Source organism: Micromonospora sp. NPDC007208 (assembly GCF_042869175.1).
GTDB lineage: Bacteria > Actinomycetota > Actinomycetes > Mycobacteriales > Micromonosporaceae > Micromonospora > Micromonospora foliorum.
Window position 1 is genome coordinate 177,710 of the sequence record NZ_JBIAFG010000007.1, and the last position, 23,100, is coordinate 200,809.

Annotated in this window: 21 protein-coding genes and 1 pseudogene; 5 read left to right on the top strand and 17 right to left on the bottom strand. The window is 70.8% G+C overall.

All coding sequences use genetic code 11. The features are described 5' to 3' along the window. Positions 1-11: 11 nt before the first annotated feature. The 10 genes from ACFYL6_RS16945 to ACFYL6_RS16990 all read right to left on the bottom strand — a co-directional run bounded on the left by ACFYL6_RS16945 (position 12) and on the right by ACFYL6_RS16990 (position 10,534). Positions 12-1,187, bottom strand: coding sequence for a Gfo/Idh/MocA family protein (locus ACFYL6_RS16945; RefSeq protein WP_387172251.1), 1,176 nt, complete (start codon positions 1,185-1,187; stop codon positions 12-14). A gap of 54 nt (positions 1,188-1,241) precedes the next feature. Next, positions 1,242-2,294: a substrate-binding domain-containing protein gene (locus tag ACFYL6_RS16950; RefSeq protein WP_387172051.1), complete on the bottom strand. Its 1,053-nt coding sequence runs from the start codon at positions 2,292-2,294 to the stop codon at positions 1,242-1,244. A 97-nt stretch (positions 2,295-2,391) separates the two neighbouring features. Then, positions 2,392-3,519, bottom strand: a complete 1,128-nt coding sequence (locus tag ACFYL6_RS16955; protein ID WP_366631372.1) for an ABC transporter permease — start codon at positions 3,517-3,519, stop codon at positions 2,392-2,394. Then, positions 3,516-5,024 carry a sugar ABC transporter ATP-binding protein gene (locus tag ACFYL6_RS16960; RefSeq protein WP_387172253.1) on the bottom strand — a complete coding sequence of 503 codons (1,509 nt, stop codon included), beginning with the start codon at positions 5,022-5,024 and terminating at the stop codon, positions 3,516-3,518. Before ACFYL6_RS16960 ends, ACFYL6_RS16955 begins: the two co-directional genes overlap by 4 nt. Positions 5,025-5,157: 133 nt before the next feature. After that, the gene (locus tag ACFYL6_RS16965) at positions 5,158-6,336 is read right to left on the bottom strand and encodes an ROK family protein (RefSeq protein ID WP_238661839.1); all 1,179 of its coding nucleotides are present in this window, start codon (positions 6,334-6,336) and stop codon (positions 5,158-5,160) included. 260 nt (positions 6,337-6,596) lie between these two features. Beyond that, entirely contained in the window at positions 6,597-7,622 is a 1,026-nt protein-coding gene (locus ACFYL6_RS16970; protein ID WP_387172053.1) for a YihY/virulence factor BrkB family protein, read from the bottom strand. 64 nt (positions 7,623-7,686) lie between these two features. Next, the gene (locus ACFYL6_RS16975; RefSeq protein WP_387172055.1) at positions 7,687-8,496 is read right to left on the bottom strand and encodes an ABC transporter permease; all 810 of its coding nucleotides are present in this window, start codon (positions 8,494-8,496) and stop codon (positions 7,687-7,689) included. A 49-nt stretch (positions 8,497-8,545) separates the two neighbouring features. Beyond that, positions 8,546-9,271 (bottom strand): ABC transporter permease, encoded by a 726-nt coding sequence (locus tag ACFYL6_RS16980; protein WP_387172255.1) that lies wholly within the window; start codon positions 9,269-9,271, stop codon positions 8,546-8,548. A 292-nt stretch (positions 9,272-9,563) separates the two neighbouring features. After that, positions 9,564-9,755 carry a DUF397 domain-containing protein gene (locus ACFYL6_RS16985; RefSeq protein ID WP_387172057.1) on the bottom strand — a complete coding sequence of 64 codons (192 nt, stop codon included), beginning with the start codon at positions 9,753-9,755 and terminating at the stop codon, positions 9,564-9,566. Then, positions 9,746-10,534 carry a Scr1 family TA system antitoxin-like transcriptional regulator gene (locus ACFYL6_RS16990; RefSeq protein ID WP_387172059.1) on the bottom strand — a complete coding sequence of 263 codons (789 nt, stop codon included), beginning with the start codon at positions 10,532-10,534 and terminating at the stop codon, positions 9,746-9,748. The genes ACFYL6_RS16985 and ACFYL6_RS16990 overlap by 10 nt, the downstream gene beginning before the upstream one ends. A gap of 289 nt (positions 10,535-10,823) precedes the next feature. Between ACFYL6_RS16990 and ACFYL6_RS16995 the strand changes: the two genes are divergently transcribed. Next, positions 10,824-11,039, top strand: a complete 216-nt coding sequence (locus ACFYL6_RS16995; protein WP_387172061.1) for a flavin reductase — start codon at positions 10,824-10,826, stop codon at positions 11,037-11,039. 23 nt (positions 11,040-11,062) lie between these two features. Here ACFYL6_RS16995 and ACFYL6_RS17000 read toward each other — a convergent pair whose 3' ends face one another. Beyond that, positions 11,063-11,602 (bottom strand): hypothetical protein, encoded by a 540-nt coding sequence (locus ACFYL6_RS17000; protein WP_387172063.1) that lies wholly within the window; start codon positions 11,600-11,602, stop codon positions 11,063-11,065. 99 nt (positions 11,603-11,701) lie between these two features. Further along, positions 11,702-12,634, bottom strand: a complete 933-nt coding sequence (locus tag ACFYL6_RS17005; protein ID WP_387172065.1) for an ABC transporter ATP-binding protein — start codon at positions 12,632-12,634, stop codon at positions 11,702-11,704. 408 nt (positions 12,635-13,042) lie between these two features. Between ACFYL6_RS17005 and ACFYL6_RS17010 the strand changes: the two genes are divergently transcribed. After that, positions 13,043-15,088, top strand: coding sequence for a TRAP transporter permease (locus tag ACFYL6_RS17010; RefSeq protein ID WP_387172067.1), 2,046 nt, complete (start codon positions 13,043-13,045; stop codon positions 15,086-15,088). Then, complete coding sequence (locus tag ACFYL6_RS17015) at positions 15,085-16,092, top strand: TAXI family TRAP transporter solute-binding subunit (RefSeq protein ID WP_387172069.1); 1,008 nt, start codon at positions 15,085-15,087, stop codon at positions 16,090-16,092. Before ACFYL6_RS17010 ends, ACFYL6_RS17015 begins: the two co-directional genes overlap by 4 nt. Before the next feature lie 9 nt (positions 16,093-16,101). On the opposite strand, the gene ACFYL6_RS17020 is transcribed toward ACFYL6_RS17015, so the two are convergent. Together ACFYL6_RS17020 and dnaG are read right to left on the bottom strand one after the other, a co-directional pair. Then, entirely contained in the window at positions 16,102-16,638 is a 537-nt protein-coding gene (locus tag ACFYL6_RS17020) for a hypothetical protein (protein ID WP_387172070.1), read from the bottom strand. Continuing rightward, positions 16,639-18,541, bottom strand: a pseudogene (gene dnaG, locus ACFYL6_RS17025) (DNA primase). It abuts the gene before it with no gap. Between the two features lie 113 nt (positions 18,542-18,654). Here dnaG and ACFYL6_RS17030 point away from each other — a divergent pair. Then, a complete protein-coding gene (locus ACFYL6_RS17030; RefSeq protein WP_387172072.1) occupies positions 18,655-19,860 on the top strand; it encodes a low temperature requirement protein A in 1,206 nt (401 codons plus the stop codon). A 7-nt stretch (positions 19,861-19,867) separates the two neighbouring features. On the opposite strand, the gene ACFYL6_RS17035 is transcribed toward ACFYL6_RS17030, so the two are convergent. Genes ACFYL6_RS17035 through ACFYL6_RS17045 form a run of 3 tightly spaced genes read right to left on the bottom strand, consistent with a single transcriptional unit; the run spans position 19,868 to position 22,334 of the window. Then, positions 19,868-20,716, bottom strand: a complete 849-nt coding sequence (locus ACFYL6_RS17035) for a siderophore-interacting protein (protein ID WP_387172074.1) — start codon at positions 20,714-20,716, stop codon at positions 19,868-19,870. A gap of 15 nt (positions 20,717-20,731) precedes the next feature. Then, entirely contained in the window at positions 20,732-21,997 is a 1,266-nt protein-coding gene (locus ACFYL6_RS17040) for a deoxyguanosinetriphosphate triphosphohydrolase (protein WP_387172076.1), read from the bottom strand. Further along, positions 21,987-22,334 (bottom strand): VOC family protein, encoded by a 348-nt coding sequence (locus ACFYL6_RS17045; RefSeq protein ID WP_387172078.1) that lies wholly within the window; start codon positions 22,332-22,334, stop codon positions 21,987-21,989. The genes ACFYL6_RS17040 and ACFYL6_RS17045 overlap by 11 nt, the downstream gene beginning before the upstream one ends. A 253-nt stretch (positions 22,335-22,587) precedes the next feature. Between ACFYL6_RS17045 and ACFYL6_RS17050 the strand changes: the two genes are divergently transcribed. After that, positions 22,588-23,088, top strand: a complete 501-nt coding sequence (locus tag ACFYL6_RS17050) for a roadblock/LC7 domain-containing protein (protein ID WP_387172080.1) — start codon at positions 22,588-22,590, stop codon at positions 23,086-23,088. Positions 23,089-23,100 lie beyond the last annotated feature (12 nt).

Below are 23,100 nucleotides of genomic sequence, written 5' to 3' on the forward strand. Positions count from 1 at the left end.
ATGGTCGATGGTCAGACAGCGGCCGCGGTCAGCGTCGGTTCCACCTCGGCCCAGGAGGAGCCGAGCTCCGCCGAACGGGCCACCGCGTCCAGCACCAACTGGACCTGCAACGCGTCGGCAAAGGAGGGAGTCGGGTCGACGCCGGTGGCGACCGCCTCGATGAAGTCGCGCATCTCGTGCGTGAAGGAGTGCTCGTAGCCGATGATGTGGCCCGGGGGCCACCACGCCGACATGTACGGGTGCTCGCCCTCGGTCACCAGGATGCGGCTGAAGCCCTGCTCCACGGCCGGACGGGTCGCGTCGTAGAACTCCAGCTCGTTGAGGCGCTCCAGGTCGAAGACCACGCTGCCCAGCGAGCCGTTGATCTCGACACGCAGCGCGTTCTTACGGCCGGTCGCGAACCGGCTCGCCTCGTACGTGGCCAGGGCGCCACCGTCGAGCCGCGCCACGAAGACCGCGGCGTCGTCGACGGTGACCGTCCCGGTGGGCGCCGTGTGGCCGTCCACCGAGGCCGCCAGACCGCTCGACTCGGCCGGCAACGGCCGCTCCTTGACGAAGGTCTCGGTGACCGCGCTGACGCCGCTGATCCGCTGACCCGTGACGAACTGGGTCAGGTCGATGATGTGCGCACCGATGTCACCGAGCGCGCCGGAGCCCGCCCTGTCCTTCTGCAACCGCCAGACCAGCGGGAACTGCGGGTCCACGATCCAGTCCTGCAGGTACGTCGCACGGACGTGTCGAATCACCCCGAGCCGTCCGTCGGCGACCAACTGGCGCATCATCGTGACCGCGGGGACCCGGCGGTAGTTGAACCCGCACATCGACCGCACTCCGGTGGCCCGGGCGACGTCCGCCGCGGCGGTCATCGCCCGTGCCTCCTCCACCGAGTTGGCCAACGGCTTCTCGCACAGAACGTGCTTGCCCGCGGCCAACGCGGCGAGAGCGATCTCGGCGTGGCTGTCGCCCGGGGTACAGATGTCGACGACGTCGATATCGTCCCGGTTGATCAGGTCACGCCAGTCGGTGGTGTACGCGTCCCAGCCGAGTGTGTCGGCGGCCTCGGCCACCTTCGCTGTGTCTCGGCCGCAGATCAACGCCATCCGGGCCCGCGCCGGCAGGTCGAAGACGCGGTTCACGGTGCGCCACGCCTGTGAGTGCGCGGCGCCCATGAACGCGTAGCCGACCATGCCGACCCGCAGTTCTTTGTCTGTCGTGGACAAGGTGGGTCTCCCCCCGGTATGTCAGAACCCGAGCTTGTCGTAGCTGCTCGCGTTCTCCTTGGTGATCGTCTCCGAGGCCAGGGTCACTTCCTTGGGCACCTGCAGCTCCGTCAGGTCGCCCAGGCCCCGACCCTGCGCGATGAGCCGCGCGAGCGAGACCGCCGAGGAGGCCATCGACGGGTTGTAGGTGACAGTGGCCTTCAGCACGGTGTTGTCGGCCTTGATCGCGTCGATCGCGAGCTTGGAGCCCGCGCCGCCGACCATGAAGAACTCCGACCGGTTGGCCTGCTTGATGGCCGCGAGCACACCGATGCCCTGGTCGTCGTCGTGGTTCCAGATGGCGTCGATCTTCGGCAGCGCCTGGAGCAGCTGGGACGCCTCACGCTGGCCGCTGTCCGAGGTGAACTCGGCCGAGCGACGGTTGGTCACCTTGAACCCGTACGTCGCCAGGGCGGCCTTGAAGCCCTCGCTGCGCTCGACGGTCAGCGGGATCTCCAGACCGGCGATCTCACCGATGACCGGGTTGGCGACGCCCTTGTCCTTGAGCATCTTGCCGATGTAGTGCCCGGCCGAGACGCCCATGCCGTAGTTGTCGCCCTTGATGACCAGCCGCGAGGCCAGCGCGTCGGGGAACGCCCGGTCGAGGTTCACGATCGGGATGCCCGCCTGCATCGCCTGGAGGGCAACGGCGTTGACCTCCTTGCCGTCGTGCGGCAGCACGACGATGATGTCCGGCTTCTGGGCGATCAGCGTGCCGAGCGTGGAGCGCTGGGCCTCGGAGTTCGACCCACCGTCGACCTCCTTGAACTCCACGTCCGAGTACGCCGCGGCCTGGGCCTTGGCGTTGGCGTGGATCGCGCCCATCCAGCCGTGGTCGGCGGCCGGCGCGGAGAAGCCGATGACGACCTTCTTGCCGGGGGCGTTGTTGCCTTCACTGTTTCCGGCGGCCTTGGTCTGGGTGCTGGCGGCCGGGGTGTCGTTGCTGGTGCAGGCGGTGAGGAGGGTGGCAGCGCCCACTGCGGCTCCACCGAAGAGCAACCGGCGGCGCGACAGGTCGCGACTGTGCTGGGTCATGAATGACCTCCTGGGAGCGGGATTTGACCTATTGAGGGTGTGCGAGGCCCGGCCAGCGTCGAATGTCTCGACGTCGCCAGGACAACGGTGCGGTGCGTCAGGTTGCGGTGGTGACCCTGTTCCGCGCGAGGAGCCGAGTGACTGACTTGAACTGGAACTGCTGGACCAGGACGGCGGCGACGATGATGCCGCCCTTGACCATGTTCTGCGCCTCGATGGAGAGGCCGTTGATGGCGAAGAGGTTCGTGATGGTGGCGAAGATGATGACGCCGAGCAGCGAGCCGACGATCGTGCCCCGACCGCCGCTGAGCAACGTCCCACCGATGATCGCCGCGGCGATCGCGTCCAACTCGTACAGGTTGGCCATCGCCGCCTGCGCCGAGGTCGCCTGCGAGGTGAGCATGATCGCGGCGATGCCGCAGCAGAGACCGGAGAGCGCGTAGAGCAACATGGTGTGCCGCCGGACGTTGATGCCGGCCAACCGCGCCGCCTCCGGGTTACCGCCGACGGCGATGGTCCGCCGGCCGAAGGTCGTGCGGTTGAGCACGACCCAACCGGCCAGCACTACCGCGCCGAGGATGTAGACGAGGATCGGGATCCCGATCACCTTGCGCGCCGCGATGTCGTTGATGAAGGTGCTGCTCGACACCTGGGTCTGCTTGTTGGAGATCGACGCCGCGAGCCCACGCGCGGCCACCAGCATCGCGAGCGTCGCGATGAAGGGAACCAGCCGCCCGTACGAGATGAGCACACCGTTGACGAGGCCGACGCAGATGCCGACCGCGAGGGCGGCGAAGATCATGCCGCCGGCGCCGTAGCTCTGGGTGGCCACAGTGGTGCACCAGACCCCGGCCAGCGCGACGATCGCGCCTACCGACAGGTCGATGCCACCACCGATGATCACGAAGGTCATCCCGACCGTGACCACGCCGACCACCGAGGCCAGCTGGAGGATGGCCAGGACGTTGTTCCAGACCCAGTTCGGGTCGCCGTACAGGTCGGGCTTGGTGACCGCGCCGACCACGATGAGCGCGGCCAGCACCCCGATCAGACCGAGGTTGCGCTTGGCGCCGTCGCCACCGTCACCCCGCCACCAGGAGAGCTTGCCCCCGGATCCTGCCTTGTTATGGGCCACCGCCGTCTCCGCCGGGTCCACCGGCGGCGACTGCGCCGGAAGCTGCGGGCGCTCCGGTGTCGCGGTGGGAGTGGGAGTCGCGTCGCTCATGCCGGTGCGCCTTCCATCAAGGACCCCGCCATCACGAGGTCAAGCACAGTGTTCTCGTCGAGTTCGCCGGCCGCGGCTTCGCGGACGACCCGCCCTTCCCGCATCACCAGCACCCGGTCGGCCAGACCCAGCACCTCGGGCACCTCGCTGGAGACCAGCAGCACCCCCACGCCCTGAGCGGCCAATGCCCGGATGACCTGGTAGAGCTCGGCCCGGGCGCCCACGTCCACGCCCCGGGTCGGCTCGTCGAGAAGCAGCAACTTGGTGCCGCCGAGCAGCCAACGCCCGACCACCACCTTCTGCTGGTTGCCGCCGGACAGCGTGCGTACCGGCCGGTCGACGTCCCGGGGCCGCAGCTCCAGGGTCTCCGCGATCCGGTCCGCCTCGGCGCGTTCCTTGCTGGCGTTGGTGAAGCCGAGCCGCGCGTACCGACCGAAGGTGGCAAGCGTGACGTTGCGGTAGATCGGCTCGCCGAGCAGCAGCGCCTGGCTCTTGCGTTCCTCCGGGGCCATCCCCATGCCGGCGCGAACCGCCGCGCCGACGCCGGGACGTAGGGCCTTTCCGTCCATCCGCACCGTGCCGGCCTCCGGGAGGCGGGCACCGTAGATCGTCTCCAGCAGTTCGGAACGACCGGAGCCGACCAGCCCGGCGATGCCCACGATCTCTCCGGCGCGCACGCTCAGCGAGACGTCGGCGAACTCGCCCGTGCGGGTCAACCCCTCCACCTGGAGCAGGTCGGCACCGGCGGAGTCCTCGGTCGGCCGGTCCGGGAAGACGTACTCGATGGTGCGGCCGGTCATCCGGCTCACCAGGTCGCGGGTCGGGGTGTCGCGCGCCGGCAGGTTCGCCGCCGTGGTCCGGCCGTCCTTGAGTACGGTGACCCGGTCGCCGATCTCGCGGATCTCCTCCAGCCGGTGGGAGATGTAGATGACGGCGATGCCCTGCGCGGTCAGCTCACGGATGATCCGGAACAGGTTGCCGACCTCGTCGTGGGCCAGCACCGCGCTCGGCTCGTCCATGATGATCAGTCGGGCCTCGTGCGACAGCGCACGCGCCATGCTGACGATCTGCTTGCCCGCCGCCGGCAGTGACCGGACCATCCGCCCCGGCGGAATCTCACCGTGGCCGAGCCGGCTGAGGATCTGCCGGGTGTGCCGGGCCATCCGGCCGCGCCGGACGAACCCGAAGCTGCGGTACTCGTGCCCGAGGAACGCGTTCTCCGCGACCGACAGATCCTCGACGAGGTCGAGCTCCTGGTAGATCGTGGCGATGCCGGCCTTCATGGCGGCCTGCGGGTTGGTGAACGTGGCCGGCTCACCGCGCCACTCCACCTGCCCGGAATCCGGTTGGTGTACCCCGGCGAGCACCTTGATGAGGGTGGACTTACCGGCGCCGTTCTGCCCGAGCAGGCAGTGCACCTCGCCGGCACGCACCTCCAGCTGCACGCCGTCGAGCGCGCGTACGCCGGGGAAGGTCTTCACCACATCGGTGAGGCGCAGGACCACCTCGCCCGCGACGGTGTCGGCGGGAGCCTCGACCAGCGGCGCCTCGGCGACGGCCTCGGCCGACGCGGTGGCGGGGTCATCCTCGGGCAGAGCCACAGTCTCCTCCTCGCTCACGACGGAATCTCGAACAGCTTCATGCGGCTTCCCCGAAGGCGACGTCGCTCGCGAGCACCGCCGCGCCGGTGACACCGGCACGGCCGCCCAGCTCGGACAGGACGACGGGAAGGTTGCCGGTGGCCAGCGGCAGTGACCGGCGGTAGACCACACTGCGGATCTCGGCGAGCAGGATGTGGCCCAGTTGGGCCAGCCCACCGCCGATCACGATCATCGACGGGTTGGTGAAGCTGACCAGGCCGGCGAGCACGCCGCCGACCCGCCGTCCGCCGTCCCGGATCAGCTGGATGCAGGTCACGTCGCCCTCGACGGCGCCCTCGGCGACGTCCAACGCGGTCACCACACCGCGCAGGGCCAGCCGCTCGGCCAGCGCCGGCGACGTCCCACTGCGGGCGGCGGCAGCGGCGTCCTTGGCCAGCGCGGCACCGCTGAACAGCGCCTCCAGGCAGCCGACGTTGCCGCAGGAACACATCGGGCCGTGCGAGTCGACCTGGATGTGGCCGATGTCGCCGGCACAGCCGTCGGTGCCCCGGTACACCTCGCCGGTGAGGTAGATGCCGCACCCGATGCCGGTGCCGATCTTCACGAAGAGGAAGTCGTCCACCGAGTGGGCCACCCCGCCGTGCCGTTCGCCGATCGCCATGATGTTGACGTCGTTGTCGACCACCGCCGGGCAGCCGTGCTCCCGGCTGAGCAGCTCACGCACCGGGTACCGGTCCCAGCCCGGCATGATCGGTGGTGAGACCGGAACGCCGTCGCGGAAGCTGACCGGGCCGGGCACGCCGATGCCGACCGCGTCCAGTCGCTCGTACGCGCCGTCGACCCGGGCCTTGTGCAACAGCTCGTTGACCCGTTGCAGGGTCACCTTCGGGCCGTTGCGGATGTCGGCTGCCTCGGCGTAGTGGGCCACCGGTTCGAGGCGGCCGTTGACCACCTCGACGTCCATCGAACTGGCACCGAGGTCGACGGCGGCGAAGCGGAGCTTCGGGTTCAGCTCGACGAGCGTCGAGCGACGCCCGCCTCGGGAGGCGGCGAGCCCGGCCTCGGCGACGTAACCCAGTGTCACCAGGCGATCCAGCTCGGCCAGCATGCGTGGACGCGGCATCTGGAGTCGGTCGCCCAGCTCGGCCCGGGACACGGCGCCCTCGTCGCGGAGCAACCGCAAAAGTCGCACGTGTAGGGGGTCGACGGTGCGCACCCGGGGCCCCCTCTTCTTTGGCAGCGTTCACATCGACGCAATGCCGATGTGTTGTGTCCGACACAGTAAGAGCGTTCCACGCCGCCTGTCCAGAGCTTCAACCGTTTTGCGACCAACTTTTGTCCGAAAGAACAAAAGCTACTAGTCGATCAAGGAAAGGATCACGGACCGCCCGTGGCCCCTCGCCCCCAGTTCCATCGACGGACACGCAAACGCCCCGCCAGCCGATCCTCGGTGGCGGGGCGTTTGGCGCGGGACCGTCAGCGGCGACCCCCGGCGTTGCGCTTCTTCTTGAGCTTGCGGTCGTCGCGCAGCTCGACGTACGGCTCGTCGTCCACCGCGTGACCGGCCGAGATGGCGCGACCGCGCTCCAACTCCGCGTCGAACTCCGCCCCCAACAGGATCGCGATGTTGCTCAGCCAGAGCCAGACCAGGAAGATGATCACCCCGGCCAGCGTCCCGTACGTCTTGTTGTACGAACCGAAGTTGCTCACGTAGAAGGCGAACAGGCCGGAGATCACCAGCCAGATCACCACGGCCAGCACCCCGCCCGGGCTGACCCAGCGGAAGCCGCCGTGCCGCGCGTTCGGTGAGGCCCAGTAGAGGATCGCGAACATCAGGCTGACCAGGATCAGCAGGACTGGCCACTTGGCGACGTCCCACACCGTGACGGCCGTTGAGCCCAACCCGATCACGTCGCCGACCGATTCGGCGAGACGCCCGGTGAAGACCACTATCACCGCGCTGACCAGCAGCAGCACCCCGACCACCGCGGTCACGCCGAGCCGGATCGGGAGCGTCTTCCAGATCGGCCGCCCCTCCGGCACGTCGTAGATGGTGTTGGAGGCGCGCATGAACGCGCCGATGTAACCGGAGGCGGACCAGAACGCGGCCAGCAGACCGATGATCGCCGCGATGCTGGCCAGGCCGCCGTTCCGTTGGGCGGTGTCGATCGCGCCTTCGATGATCTTCTGGATGCTGTCGTTCGGCACCGCCTGGTTGACGGTGTCCCTGACGCCCTCGGTGGCGCTCTCGCCGAGCAGGCCGAGCAGGGAGATCAGCACCAGCACACCGGGGAAGATGGACAGCACCCCGTAGTAGGTGAGTGCCGCCGCCCAGTCGGTCAGGCTGTCGTCCTGGAATTCGCTTATCGTCCGGCGCAACGCCGCCTTCCACCCACTGCCGGGCAGGTCGGTGGGGCTGTCCGGGCCCGCGTCGGGCCCGACCGGCGTGGTGGCGGGATCACCCTCACGCTCACGCTGGGCGGAAGACTCGTCCGAGGCCATCGCCCCTCCTCCTGGTCGGCGGTGTCACCTCCGGACATGCCCCGTCGACGGGCGCGGGTAACCCCTACTTGTAGAGCAACCTCGCCATTCGGCGGGAAGCCACCAGCAGGCCGACCGCCACCATCGCCAGCAGGTAGAGCACGTCGAGCAGCCAGAGCCAGCCACCGCCGCCCAGCGCGACCCCACGGATCAGGTGCACCGACCGGTACAGCGGGGTGACCTCCACGAGCCAGTGCAGCACTGTCGGATAGGCCTGCGCCGGCACGAAGGTGCCGGAGAAGAGGAAGAGCGTGAACTGTGCGGAGCCCATCAGGTCGAAGTCCTGCCAGCTACGCATGAAGGTGGAGATCGCCATGCCGAGCGCCCCGAACGCGAACCCGACCAGCACCGCGGCCGGAAGGGCGGTCAACGCGCGGGTGACGCTTGTCAAGTCCAGCGCGACCATCACCCCGAGGAACGCCGCCGAATAGGCACTGCCCCGCAGCATCGCCCAACCCAACTCGCCCAGGGCGATCTCGAACGGCCGTACCGGGGTGGCGATCATCCCGTCGTACAGCTTCATGTACTTCATCTTGCCGAAGAAGTTGAATGTGGTCTCCGCGAGCGCCCCGGTCATCGCGGAGGAGGCCAGCATCGCCGGGGCCACGAACTCGGCGTACGAGACCAGCCGCCCATCGGGCAGCGGCAGGTCGCCGACCAGCGCGCCGACGCCCACCCCGATGGACAGCAGGTAGAGCAGCGGCTCGACGAAACCGGAGAGCAGCAGCAGCCAGTAGACCGACTTCAGCGCCGCGACGTTGCGCTCGACCACCGACGCCGACCGCCGGGACGCGGCGGAGACGTCGACCAGTCGGGGCAGGATCAGCGTGACCACGACACCCTCTCTGCTTGCTCTTCAGACGACGGGTTGCTGTTCAGGTTTGTCAGACGACGAGCTTGCGCCGGAACGCGCGCACCGCCAGCAACCAGCCGGCGACCGCCCAGGCGGCCAGGTAGAGCAGGTGCCCGGCGATCGACCACTGTGGGGCGACGCCGAGCGTTGCCGCGCGGCACAGGTCCACGGCGTGCCACAACGGCGTCGCGTACGCCAGCCACCGCAGCGCCTCGGGCAACGACTCGACCGGGAAGAACACCCCGGCGAAGAGCGTCATCGGGATGACCGCGAACCGGAACAGCATCGCGAGCCAACTGTCGCTCGACACCGACGCGGCGTACGCGAAGGTCGGCGCGGCGACGGCCAGCCCGAGCAACGCCACCACCGGCAGGGTGGCCACCGCCCACGGCGACCGCAACGCCCCGAAAAGCCCGGTGACCAGCAGGAACGCCGTAATCGTGGTGAGCACCCGGAACAGCACGAAGGCCAGGTGCCCGGCCACGATGTCACCCACCCGCAGCGGCGACGCGCCCTGCGCGAAGTAGGTCTTGACCCACTGGAAGTTGCTGAACACCGGCCAGGTCGAGTCACCGACTGTCACCTGGAGGGCGGTCGAGGCGATCAGCCCGGGGACCAGCCAGTCGAGGTAACGCACCCCGCCGACGCCCTGGTCGATGTAGGCGCCGACGCCCAGCCCGAAGCCGAGCACGGTGAGCACCGGCAACAGGAACGAGGAGAACACCCCGGCCCGCCAGGTGCGGCGCAGACCCACCATGTAGTGCTCGAACACCGCGTACGCCGGCACCCATGGGAACCGCGCCGACCCCGTCACACTCACCCGACCACTCCGCCCGCCGCGCCGGCCACCACGACCTGTCTACCCCCGGGGTACGACAGACCGCCGGTCACCCTACGACGACCCCGCCGACGTGTCGCCCGGGTTTCCCCGCGTTCGCCCTGGGCTCCGCTCGTTGATCGACTCGGTTTCCAGGAAGTCGCGGTGTCAGAGCCGCCCGGATGCCCCGACTTCCTGAAAGCCGAGTTGATCTGGACGGCGTGGCCGCTGTCTACCGGCGAACGGCGTCGGACTCGACGAACGCCCGCCACGCGTCGGGCGGGAAGACCAGCACCGGACCGACCGGGTCCTTGGAGTCGCGGACGGCCACCAGCCCGGGCAGGTTGGCGGCAACCTCCACACAGTTGCCGCCATCCGGGCCGCTACGAATGCTCTTGCGCCACCGAGCACCGGTTAAATCCATGTCTCCGCCACTTCCGCCATGAGATCGAGGGACTGCCCGTGCGATAGTGCCTCACCGCGAATCGATTCCCACACCTCGACCATCTGACGGACGTACTCGGATCGGTCGATGACCTGCCCGTGACGCTGTCCGGCGAGATAGACAAGGTCCTCGCCCTGCGACGAGCTTGCGATCACGAACGGCCCTCCGAGCCCAGCGTAAGCACCGGCGGGAGTCGGCACGACCTGGATCCGGACCCTCGGGAATGCCGTTCCGACCTTCACGAGGTGCTGGATTTGCTCGCGCATAACTTCCGGCCCACCGACAGATCGGCGCAGCACGTGCTCGTCGATCACGGCGGTGAGCAGCGGCGGCCGGTCCCGGGTGAGCAGTCTCTGACGGTCCATCCGGGTTGCCACCTGCTGTTCGACCTCGTCCGCCGCGAACAAGCCGCCGCCGGTCAGTAGCGCGCGGGCGTACCCCTCGGTCTGTAAGAGGCCTGGCACGCACAGCGGCTCGAACGAGCGCAGCGCGGTGGTTTCCTGCTCGACGCCGGCCCAGTCGCGGAACCATGGCACCACGGCCTCCCGGCTGATCCGCCGCTGGATGCGTTCGAACCGACCGTCGGCCCCGAACACGGCGTCACACCGGCGGGCGAAGTCGAGACTCGGCCGGCGCTCGGATGTCTCCACCTTGGCAACCAGCGCCCCGGAATAGCTCAACGCCTCGGCCAGCGCGGTCTGCGACATCCCGCTGGTGGCCCGGGACAGCCGCAGTTCCTCGGCGAAGTGCTCCAGCATGGACGAACTCTCCACGGACAACCTCCGTACATTCCCGTACCGCGCCGGGCCGACCGCCGTACGCGCTGGTCGTCGGCGTGCGGAACCTCCCACCGTAGTCGGATGCTCACCAGACTGTCACGCAGCGGAACCGCTCACGGGATCAGACGGCGGGCGGAACCAGGCCGGGAGCGCCCCGTGACCCCCCGATCCGGGGCGCTCCCCACCCACCCGACGGAGGTTCCCTCGTGCGACTCACCTGGTCGGCTCAGCACGGTGGCGGGCACTGATGCCCCGGTACCGCCCACACGTGGCGGCACGCCCGTCCTGGCGCTGCCGGGTCTGCGGCGCGGCGTGGCCCTGCTCGCCGGCCCGCCTGGCGCTGCTCGGCGAGTACCGCGAGAACCGGATCGGCCTGCTCATCTACCTCGCCACGGTGCTCTACGAGGCGGCCGGGGACCTCGCCGGCCAGGCCGGTCACGACCGGCTGACCGACCGATTCATCACCTGGGCCCGCGCCCGTTGAACGGCGATTCGTTTGGCAGCAGGTCAGGCCGGTCGGTACGCGCGGACCAGCGCCTGCACGGCGTAAGCGAGCAGCAGCACTCCCGCGCCGACGCCGACCACCAGACCGGCGGAGACCCCCGAGGCGAGACCGGTGACGAGCCCCAGCGCCGCGACCAGGCACAGCGCGGCACCGAGCGGACGAAGCAGCGGGTCCCGCAGGAGCGGGGCGAGCGGGAAGAAGTGCAGACCGACCACCAGGCAGACCAGCACCGGAACGTACTCGGACCAGCCGGCGGCGACCAGCACGGCGGCACCCAGCCCGGCTGCCGCGAACTCGGCGACGACGATGAGCACGTACGGGCGGTCGGCGGCCCGGTCCCGAGGGCTGCCGGCACCCCGCAGTCGGGCGGACAGCACACCGCCCAGCACGGCGGTGAGCAGTGCGACGAGGCTGCCCACCACGAGCAGGGCGCGAAGCGGTTGCTCCGCCGCCGGCACACTGAACCAGACCATCGCGAAGATGCCCAGGTAGAGGGCGGTGAGCCCGGCCTGACGTCGGTTGGCGGTCACCAGATCAGACATGAAACCCCCGTGGTCGGAAGCCGACTCGGTGAGTTCACTGATTCGGCTCGGCGATGTTACGCCCAAGATCAAAGGCAGTCGAGCGGTGATCGGGGGCGGTCAGTCGACCAGGGTGCGGCCGGTCAGGTGCAGGAAGACGTCCTCCAAGCCGCTGCGCCGGACCAGCACGTTGGCCGGCTGGAGCCCCAGGGCGGTGACCTCGGCGACCGCCGCGTCACCGTCCGGCACGTAGAGCAGGACCCGGTCGGGCAGCACCTCGACCCGCTCCCCCAGCCCGTCGAGCTTGTCGGCGAACGGCTCCTGTGACTCGGCGGTGAAGCGCAGCTCGACCACCTCACGTGTCGAGTGCTGCTCGATCAACGCTCGGGGTGAGCCCTCCGCGACGATCCGGCCGCCGTCCATCACCACCAGGCGGTCACAGAGCTGCTCGGCCTCGTCCATGTAGTGCGTGGTGAGCACCAGCGTGACGCCCTGCTGCTTGAGTCGGAACAGCCGTTCCCACACCAGGTGCCGGGCCTGCGGGTCGAGCCCGGTGGTCGGCTCGTCGAGCAGCACGATCTCCGGATCGTTGACAAGCGCGCGGGCGATGGTCAGCCGACGCTTCATGCCACCGGACAGCGGCTCGACCTTGCTGTCGGCCCGCTCGGTCAACTGGACGAAGTCGAGCAGCTCGGCGGCGCGCTCCCGGGCCGCCCGCCGGGAGATGCCGAAGTAGCGGGCGTAGACGGTCAGGTTTTCCCGGACGGTCAGCTCCGGATCGAGATTGTCCAGCTGGGGGCACACCCCGAGGCGCGCCCGGATCGCCGGCCCGTCAGCCACCGGATCCATGTCGAGGATGCGCAGCTCGCCGCCGCTGGGTGGGGAGATGCAGCCGACCATCCGCATGGTGGACGACTTGCCCGCGCCGTTGGGCCCGAGGAAGCCGAACGCCTCACCCGGGCGCACCTCGACGTCGATGCCGTCCACGGCGGTGAAATCGCCGAACCGCTTCACCAGCCCGCGAGCCTGAATAAGTGGTCGCCCCGAAGTCACCGCCCGACCCTAACCGCCCGGTCCGACAGCCCTCCACGCAAATATCCGCCGACGACCGGCCGGTCACACCGGTGTCCGTACCACAGGCGGCGAAACGCCGATCGATGCCCCACCCGTCAGCCAATCGACGTGTATCGTCCTTTTGTGTCGCCCATCAGCTCGCCCGATGGTTCGCCGTTACCTGCCCGACCAGCCAACTCTCCCGTTGATGGGCCCGCAGCGAGCCCCGGCGGCGGGCCACCCCGACCACGACCGGAAGCCGAGCCGACGGAGCCCGGTGAACGCGGCAGCACCCACCCGCCCAACCCCACCACCCTCGGGACCGAGCCCGACTCAAGCGGGCCCGACTCAAGCGGGCCCGACCCGAGCAAGGCCCACCCGAGCGACCCCGACCCGAGCGGGCCGAGCGTGGCCGAGCGGGCGACCCGGGACCTGGCCGCCCAGTTCGAGGACGAGAAACCGGGACGGGTGCTCTCCGGGCCGGCGGGGCTGCTCCTCACCGCGGCGGCGTTGGCGGTCGGCGCTCTCGCCCTGTGGCAGGTGTTCCGCCCGCTGTCGCAGGGCAGCAAGTACTACCTGATCATCTTCCTGGCCGGCGTACTCCCGTTGGTCTTCCTCGCCTACCCGGCCGACCTGCGGCTGCCGACCCGCCTCCGCGCCCGGCGACGACCGGCCTCGGCGCGGCCCACGGTGACCGACTGGGTTCTGGTCGTCCTGGCGGTCGCGGCCTGTCTCTATCCGGTCCTGCCGATCCGGATCGGCAGCGGTGGCGGCGGCTACAACGCGTTCCTCGACCGGCAGGGCCTGCTGGCGCCGACGGATCTGGTGCTGGGCACCGTCCTGCTGCTCCTGCTGCTCGAAGCCTGTCGACGTACCACCGGTTGGATCCTGCCCGCGGTCTGCCTGCTGTTTCTCGGCTACGGCTACTACGGCGGGTTGCTGCCGCAGTCCTGGCCGGTCGCGCACGCCGGGCTCGACTTCAGTCAACTGGTCGACGCGTTCTACAACTCGGACAGCGGCTTCTACGGCACGCCACTCGACGTGGCCGCCTCGTACATCGTGCTGTTCACCATCTACGGCGCGGTGCTGGAGCTGTCCGGGGCCGGCCGGTTCTTCGTCGAGCTGTCGGCCGCGGCGTTCCGGCGCTCGCGTACCGCCGCCGGGCGGACGGCGGTGGCCTCGGGCTTCCTGCTCGGCACCGTCTCCGGCTCCGGCGCGGCGACGACGGTGAGCATCGGGGCGGTCACCTGGCCGCTGCTGCGCCGTGCCGGCTACCCGCCGGAGCGGGCCGGCGGCATGTTGGCCGCGGCCGGGGTGGGCGCGATCCTCAGCCCGCCCACCCTGGGTGCGGCGGCGTTCATCATCGCCGAGTACCTGGGCGTCTCGTACCTCCAGGTGTTGGGCTGGGCGACGGTGCCGACGGTGCTCTACTACCTCGGCATCCTGCTCGCCGTGGAGATCGACGCCCGCCGCTCCGGCGTACGCCCGGTGGTGATCGACGTCGGCTCGCCCTGGCGTCTGCTGGCCCGGTTCGGCTACCACTTCGCCTCGCTGATCGCCATCATCGTGTTCCTGGCGGTCGGCGTGTCCGCGACGAGGGCTGTCGTCTTCGCCATTCTGCTCGCGGTCGCGCTGTCGTTCCTGGACCGTACCCACCGGCTCAGCCCGGGCCGGCTGGTGACCGCGCTCGTCACCGGCGTCCGCGGCGTCCTCGCCGTCACCGCGGTCTGCGCCGCCGCCGGCATCATCACGGCGACCACCACGAAGACCGGCCTCGGGCCGCAGGCGGCGGCGCTGCTGATCGGCGGGGCGCAGGCGGCCACCTCGGACCCGACGCTGGTGCTGGTGCTCACCGCGCTGCTCGCCGCCGTCGCGCTCACCCTGCTGGGCCTGGCCGTGCCGGTCACCGCGTCGTTCGTGATCGGTTGGGTGATCGTCGGTCCGGCCCTGCTCGACCTGGGCGTCACCGCACCGGCGGCGGCGATGTTCGTCTTCTACTTCGCGGTGCTGTCCGAGGTGTCCCCACCGACCGCGCTCGCCGCGGTGGCCGCCGCCGCGGTCACCGGCGGCCGGCTGGTGCCGACCATGTGGCAGACGCTGCGGTACGCGCTGCCGGCGTACCTGATCCCGATCGCGTTCGTCATCACGCCGGCCGGGCTCGGTCTGCTCGGCATCGGCGGCGTCCAACGGATCGCCTTCGCCGCCGTGGTCACCGCGTTGAGCGTGGCGGTGCTCGCCGTCGCCGCCGGTGGCTGGCTGCCCGGCGTGGGCCCGGCCGGTCCCCCGGAACGGGTGCTGGGCGCCCTCGCCGGCGTCACCCTGCTCTGGCTCGAACCCGTGCCGGTCACGGTCGGCGCGGCGCTGGCCGCCGTCGCGGCGGCGGGTGTGTTCGTCCGACGCGCCGGCCGGTCATCGTCCGGATCGCCAGCCAACCCTGTGGAGGAACAACTGTGAGACGAATCGACGTACGGCTCGCGGCGGGCCTGAGCGTGCTCGCCCTCGTCACGGGTTGTGGAGGTCAGCAGGGCGGCGCGGCGACTGACGACACGGCCAGCGAGGTCACCTGCGAGGTGACCAAGGAGACCCGCGTCGGCATCGCCACCGGCAACGCGACAGGCGTCTACTACGTGGTCGGCAACGCCCTGGCCGGGCAGTTGTCCGGGACGACCGGCGGCAAGCTCACCGGCACCGCCGCCGAGACCGGCGCCTCGGTGCAGAACGTCGAGCAACTGGTCGGTGGCCAGTACGACGTGGCGTTCTCGCTCTTCGACACGGCGGTCAACGCGGTGCAGGGCAAGGGCAGCTTCACCGCGCCGCAGCCGGTGGAGGCGCTGGCCCGCATCTACGACAACTACACGCAGGTGGTGGTCCGCAACGACTCCGGGATCACCTCGGTGGCCGACATGCGGGGCAAGCGGATCTCCACCGGCTCACCGAAGTCCGGCACCGAGGTGATCGCCAACCGGCTGTTGGAGGCCGCCGGTCTCGACCCGGCCAAGGACATCCGGGCGCAGCGACTGGACCTGACCAAGACGGTCGAGGGGATCAAGGACGGCAGCGTCGACGGCTTCTTCTGGTCCGGTGGCCTGCCCACCGGGGGCCTCACCGACCTGTTCACCACGGCCGGCGACTCGGTGAAGTTCGTCGACATCTCGCCGTTGCTGCCGAAGATGACCGCGTTGAGCCCCGCCTACCAGCCTGGGACGATCGGCCGGGACGCGTACCGCACGGCGACCGACACCCCGACCATCGTCGTACCCAACGTGTTGTTGGTCCGCAAGGACCTGGACGCCAACGTCGCCTGCGCGATCACCCGGACGGTCTTCGACAAGCGGGACACGCTGGCCCAGGCGAACCCCGCGGCCCGGGGCATCTCGCTGGAGACCGCCCGCAAGACCGACCCGGTGCCCCTGCACCGCGGCGCCGACAAGGCGCTGAAGGACCTCGGCGCGAACTGACCCGGCCGGTCAGACGTCGGCCGGCGCGGTGGCGGCGCGGGCCACGCCGACCAGCCGGTCGGTCTCGGCGAGCAGGGCCTCGTCGTCCGCCGGAGTGCCGGGGTCGAGTCGGACCGTCCAGGTCAGACCGTCGACCCCGGCCACGCGCCGGGCCGCGACCCGCGCCGCGCCGCCGGGCACCGGCTGGTGCTCGGTGTACGCGACCGAGCGGGTCACCCGGGCCCGCACCTGGTGCGGCAGCTCCCCCGGGTCGAGCAGCAGGTACGTCTCGGCCGGACCGTCGGCGACCACCGTGTAGCCGTCCCGCTCGACGACCGGCTCGGCGGGGGTGACGGTCAGCTCCCGGCCGGACCAGACCGCCTTGAGGATGGTGTGCCAGCCGAGCCGGTGCCCCCGACCGGGCAGCCACAACCCCAGGTTGGTGGCGACCACCACCCCGTCGCCCTCACCGTTGCCGGCGGCGGCCCAGGCCAACACCCGCTCGTCGGCGGTCAGCGGCGGCCGGTCGGCCGGCGGCAGCTTCGGCTTACGGCTGAACAGTCCCATCTAGAGGCCTCCCGCGGCCTGCTCGCGCAGCGCCCGGGCGTGCTGCTCCAGGGACAGCAGCTCACCGAAGGCGGCGAAGTACTCGTCCTTGTTGTTGACCGGGTTGATCCGCTGGATGCGTGACTTGAGGTCCCGGACCCGGGCGGTCACCGACCCGAACTGCACCCGGGCCATGGTGATCCCCACGTAGCGGGGGTCCGGTTCGCCGTCGATCCGCAGTGGTTCGACGGCCAGCTCACCAACCAGCGCCGCGGCCGCCAGGTCGTCGCAGGCGTCGCGGACCGACTCGATCCAGACCGCGCCGCCGGTCGCCGACGCGGCACCACCGGCCGCGGCGATTGCCGTACGCACCGCGACGTGCACCGGGTGCCGGTATTCGGTGGCCTCGACCGCGTCGAACATCGGCCCGGCCAGGACGGGTTGCTGGAGGGCGAGTTTCAGCGCCTCCCGCTCGACCATCGACTGCGGGCTGTCCACCGCCGGCTCGGGGCGGGCCGAGGTTGGCCGGGCGGCAGGGGCGGCGTCGCGGGTGCCGGACGGCGCGGTGTTGCCGGCGGCGAGCACCGCCCGCTGCACCGGCTCGATCTCCATGCCGAGGTCCATGGCGAGCTTGCGGACGTACTCTGGCCGCTTTTCCCGGTCCTTGAGTCGCGCGACCAGCGGCGCGGCGTGCCGCATCGCCTCGACCCGGCCGTCGACGGTGTCCAGGTCGAAGCGGCTGATCACGTGTCGCAGCGCGAAGTCGACGAGCGGCTCGCGGCGGGCGACCAGGTCACGCACCGCCAGGTCGCCCTTGGCCAGCCGCAGGTCGCACGGGTCCATGTTGTCCGGGCTGACCGCGATGAACGTGCGCCCGACGAAGCGCTGGTCGTCTTCGAAGGCGCGCAGCGCGGCCTTCTGCCCGGCGGCGTCGCCGTCGAAGGTGAAGATGATCTCGCCGGCCACCTCGTCGCTGTCGAAAAGGAGCCGACGCAGGACCGAGATGTGGTCCGCGGCGAAGGCGGTGCCGCAGGTCGCCACCGCCGTGGTCACCCCGGCGAGGTGGCAGGCCATCACGTCGGTGTAACCCTCGACGATCACCGCCCGACCCTGCTTGGCGATCTCCCGTTTGGCCTGGTCGATGCCGTAGAGCACGTGCGACTTCTTGTAGATCGGCGTCTCGGGGGTGTTCAGGTACTTCGGGCCGTCGTCGTCGTCGAAGAGCTTGCGCGCGCCGAAGCCGATCACGTCGCCGGCGAGGTCGCGGATCGGCCAGAGCAGCCGACGGCGGAACCTGTCGATCAGGGTGCCGGAGCGGGACTCGCGGGACAGCCCGGCGGTGACCAACTCCTGGTGGGTGAAGCCCTGCTGGCGCAGGTGCTTGGTGAGTAGGTCCCAACCCTCGGGCGCGAAACCACAGCCGTAGCGCTCGGCGGCGGCCCGGTCGAAGCCCCGGCGGGCCAGGAACTCCCGTGCCGGCCGGGCGCCGGCGGTGCTCAGTTGCGCGCGGTAGAACTCGACGGCGGCGGCGTGCGCGGCGACCAGGCGCTGCCGCTGACCCTGCTGCGGGCGGGGGCGCGGGGTGCCCTTGTCGTCCTCGATGTAGCGCAGTTGGATGCCGGCGCGGCCGGCCAGCCGCTCGACGGACTCCACGAAGCTGAGGTGGTCGGCGTCCATCAGGAACTTGATCGCGTCCCCGCCGGCCCCGCAGCCGAAGCAGTACCAGACGTTGCGGGCCGGGGACACGTTGAACGACGGACTCTTCTCGTCGTGGAACGGGCACAGGCCCTTGAGGTTGCCGCCGCCGGCGGACTTCAGGGTGACCGTCTCGGAGATCACATCCCCGATCGAGGTGCGTTCCCGGACCAGTGCGATGTCCTCGTCCCGGATCCGCCCAGCCATGCGCCACCCCCTCGCCGTACATCCTGCCCTGCCGGACCGACGACACGCCGGCCGGGGGACGCCGGTGTGGCGGCGGCCGCTGCGGGCTGGGCGGTTCCGGCCCGCAGGCCGGGTCCGCACGGGGACCATGACCAGATGCGCAGGGTACGGACCGACGTTCCCCGCCTGCCCAGATGGCTGGCCGGTCGGATCGGACTGAGCGGACAGGCCCCGGCGGCAGACGAGGCCGGACACCGGCACGCCACCTGGCTGGAACTCTTCCTCGACCTCATCTTCGTGTACGCGCTGGCGGCGGTGGTGGCCCGGCTGGGCGTCGACCCGACCCCGTCCCCACACGCCGTGGTGGCCGTGATCGGGCTGTTCGTGGTGATCCAGTGGGCCTGGGTGGGACAGGTCTTCTACGACACCCGGTTCGACCCGGACGACACGCTGCACCGGGTGCTGGTGCTCGTCGCGCTGGTCGGCGCGGGGGCGATGACACTCGGGGTCGACGAGGTTCCGGAGAGCGTGCTTCTGCCGGTCGGGTACCTGATCGTGCGGGGGGTGCTGCTCCTGCTGTACCTGCGCGCCCGGCCGACCAGCTCGATGGCCCGCCTGGTGACGACGATCTACCTGATCGGCTTCGGGACGGGCTGGCTGATCTGGCTGGTGTCGCTGACCGTGCCCACCCGGCAGCGCCCGGTGCTGTGGGTGGTCGCGATGGTCATCGAACTGGCCACGCCCTGGGTCGGTGCGCGCTGGCTCAACCGCTGGCCGGTGGACAACCGGCACCTGCCGGAACGGATCGGGCAGTTCACGATCATCGTGCTGGGTAGCGCCCTGGCCAGCCTGCTCTTCGCGGTGCCCGACCACCCACCGCCCCACATGATCCTCACCGCCGGGTTGGCCTTCCTGATCCCGGCGGCCGTCTGGTGGGTCTACACCACCTTCGTCACCACCCGACTGACCCAGAGTCATCTGCGGGGCGGGCAGGCGTACAGCTACCTGCACATTCCGCTCGGCGGTGCACTGTTGCTGCTCGGTTGGGCGCTCGGGCAGGTGGTCCGGTTGGTCGACGCCGACGCGCCGCGACTGCCGTTGGAGCTGCGGCTGCTGCTGGCCGCCTCGATGGTGATCTGGACGGTGTGCGGCCTGGCCCTGTACTGGCTGTGGACCCGACCGAGTCTCGCCCGGCTGGCGATCGCCGTCTACGGGGTGGTCTCGGTCAGCGTGATCACCGGGACGGTGCACGAGCCGAGGCTGATGCTGTCCCTGCTCGCCGTGGCGATCGTCGGATACGCCGTGCTGCTCAGCCGCCGACTCGCCAGGGCCGGCGAGTCGAACCGGACGCCCGAGGGGTGAGCGGCGCTCAGGCCGCCGCGGCAGGCGCCGGGATGGCTGTCTCCTCGGCCGCCACCTGCTGGTTCCAGTCGGCCTTGGTGGAGCGCCAACCCTCGTCGTCCATGCCACGCCGCCAGTAGCCGGAGATGGAGAGCTGCCCGAGCGGTATGCCCCGCTCGCCGCGCAGCAGCCGGCGCAGGTCCCGGACGAACGCGGCCTCGCCGTGCACGAACGCGTGCACCTGGCCGGCCGGGAACTCCAACGCCCGCACCGCCTCCACCAGCGCCTCGCCCACCGGGCGGTCGCCGCGATGCAGCCAGGTCACCTCCACCGCCCCCGGGCTGAGCAGCTTCTGCTCCTCCGCCGGGTCGGCGATCTCCACGAAGACGTGGGCCGGGGCGCCCAGCGGTAGGCGCTCGCACGCGGCGGCAATCGCCGGGAGGGCACTCTCGTCACCGACCAGCAGATGCCAGTCCGCGTCCGGGTTCGGGGCGTACGCCCCGCCGGGGCCGACGAAGTGCACCGGATCGCCGGGGCGCAGCGCGGCGGCCCACGGCCCGGCCAACCCCTCGTCGCCGTGGTGCACCACGTCGACGGTCAACTCCCCGGCCAGCGGGTCCCAGCGCCGCACCGTGTACGCGCGCAGCCGGGGCCACTGCTCCCGGGGCAGGTCGCGGCGGATCGCGGCGAGGTCCAACGGCTGCGGGTACTCGGCCCCCGGCTGCGGGAACACCACCTTGATGTAGTGGTCGGTGAACTCGCCCACCGGCAGGCCAACCAGCTCGTCCCCACCGAGGACGAGCCGGATCAGGTGCGGGGTGGGCCGCTCGGTGCGCAGCACCCGGGCCGAGGTGACGTTCCTGGGGCGTTCCGTCATGTCAGTTAGGTTAGCCTAAGCTGGCTCGTGGTCAATCGGCGGCGTGCCTCCGCCGACGAGCCGGGTGTGCCAGGTCACCGCCGCCGGGTCGGTGAGCGAGGCGACCTGGTCGATCACGACCCGCAGCCGGGCCGTGTCGTCCGGGGCGGCCCGCCACAGCGGGGCGAAGATCGGGTCGAGCCCCTCCGGGGCACGCCGGACCAGCGCGGCGACCAACTCCGCCAGCATCGTCCGCTGCCGCTCGTAGCGGCCCCGGAAGCCACTGCGACGCATCACGTACCGCAGCGCGATGCCCTTGAGTAGCGCGCACTGCGCCCGGACCAGGCGAGGCACCACCAGGTCGGCGGCGTAGCGGCGGTGCGGGCCCGGCCCGAAGCGCTCCTCCGTGGCCGCCACCGCCGCGGACACGAACAGCCCGGTCACCCCGCTGGTGGTGGCCTTCAACGCGACCTGGGCGCGGTGGCTGCCGTCGTACCCGGCGAACGGGGCGAGCAGCGGACCGGCCAGCAGGTCGACGAGCACCTCGGCCAGGTCCGCCGCCGACTCCCCGGAGTAGGCGGCGGCCACGTCGGCGCAAAGCGCGGCCCGCTCGTCGGCGTCGGTAAGCAGCGGGCGCAACGCGACGTAGCCGCCGTGGATGCCGTCCTCCACGTCGTGCACCGAGTACGCGACGTCGTCCGCCCAGTCCATCACCTGGGCCTCCAGGCAGCGCCGGTCGCCGGGCGCGCCGGCCCGGATCCAGTCGAAGACGGCCAGGTCGTCGGAATACACCCCGAACTTGCGCTCCCCCGGCCGGCGCGGCCACGGGTACTTGCCGATGGCGTCCAGCGACGCCCGGGTCAGGTTCAGCCCGGCGGACGAGCCGTCCGGCGCGAGCACCTTCGCCTCCAGGCGCGTCAACACCCGCAGGGTCTGCGCGTTGCCCTCGAAGCCACCGCACGGCGTGGCGAGCAGGTCCAGCGCAGCCTCGCCGTTGTGCCCGAACGGCGGGTGCCCGAGGTCGTGCGCGAGCCCCGCGACGTCCACCACATCCGGGTCGCAGCCCAGCCGGGCACCCATCTCCCGAGCGATCTGCGCGACCTCCAACGAGTGGGTCAGCCGCGTACGCAGGAAGTCGTCCGTGCCGGCGGTGTGCACCTGGGTCTTGGTGGCCAGCCGGCGAAACGCCGCCGAGTGCAGCACCCGGGCCCGGTCGCGCTCGTACGGCGACCGGCGGTGCCCGGTGTCCTTGGGCGGCTCCTCGACCAACCGCGCGTCCGCCGCCCCCGGCTCACTTTTCACGCAGGACGCAGAACTCGTTGCCTTCCGGATCACTCAGCACCGTCCAGTCGACCTCACCCTGACCGATGTCGACGTGCCGGGCGCCCATGTCGACCAGGCGCTCGACCTCGGCCTCCTGGTTGGCGGGGCGCAGGTCGAGGTGCAGTCGGTTCTTGCGCTCCTTGCCCTCGGGCACCGGGCCGAAGAACAGGGCGGGCAACTGGTCCGGGGACTGGCGGATCTCCACGCCGCTCGGAGTCTCGGTGACGACCTGATAGCCGAGCGCCTCGGCCCACCAACGGGCCAGTCGGGCCGGATCGCGGGCGTCGACAGTCAGGCTCTCCCAGACACTGGTCATGCAGTCACCTCTTCCCGTTCGACGCGGCGCCCAATCGGCCGTGTGCGAGCGAGCCAAGATTACGCCCGCCCCCGCTGCTCGACCCGCTCACGACGCATCGACGAAGGGCACACAACCACCGATTGGCTCGCAGTTGCCGACCGATCGCCGAGGGTTACGGGCTCGCGGCCGGAAGTGGCCAGCGGTAGCGTTCCCAGCGCGGAACGTGACCAGCCGACCGACACGCAGAGCCAACCGGTGAGGGGTAACGCTCGTGGACGCAGACACGGTGATGGGAACGGAGCTAGCCGGGTTGCGCCAGCGGCGACCCGACATCGCCGGGACGGTGCTGGCGGGCACCGACGGCCTGCTCATCTCCAGCGACCTCCCGAGCACCGACGCCACCCATCTCGCCGCGCTCGCCGCCGCGAGTTTCGGGCTCGGTCACCGGGTGGCCGACACCGCCCGGCGGGGTGAGTTCCGGGAGTCGGTCGTGTCCACCACCGCCGGCTGCGTGGTGACCTACCCGGCCGGGCGCAGCGCCCTGCTGACCCTCGTCACCGTGTCGACGGCAGGGGACCTGGAGGCGCTGCACGAGGAGGCGCGGGCGGTGGCCCGCCGGGCGGGCTCGTTCCTGGACGTTCGCGGCGGAGGCATCGGCGCTACGTCGGTGCCGGACGCGCACGCCCCGCTCGCCACGCGTACCCCGATGGCGACCCTGCCGGCGCAGTTGCGCCGCTCGTCCCGACCCACCTGGCGTCGCCCGCCGATCTGAGCGTCGGCGGCG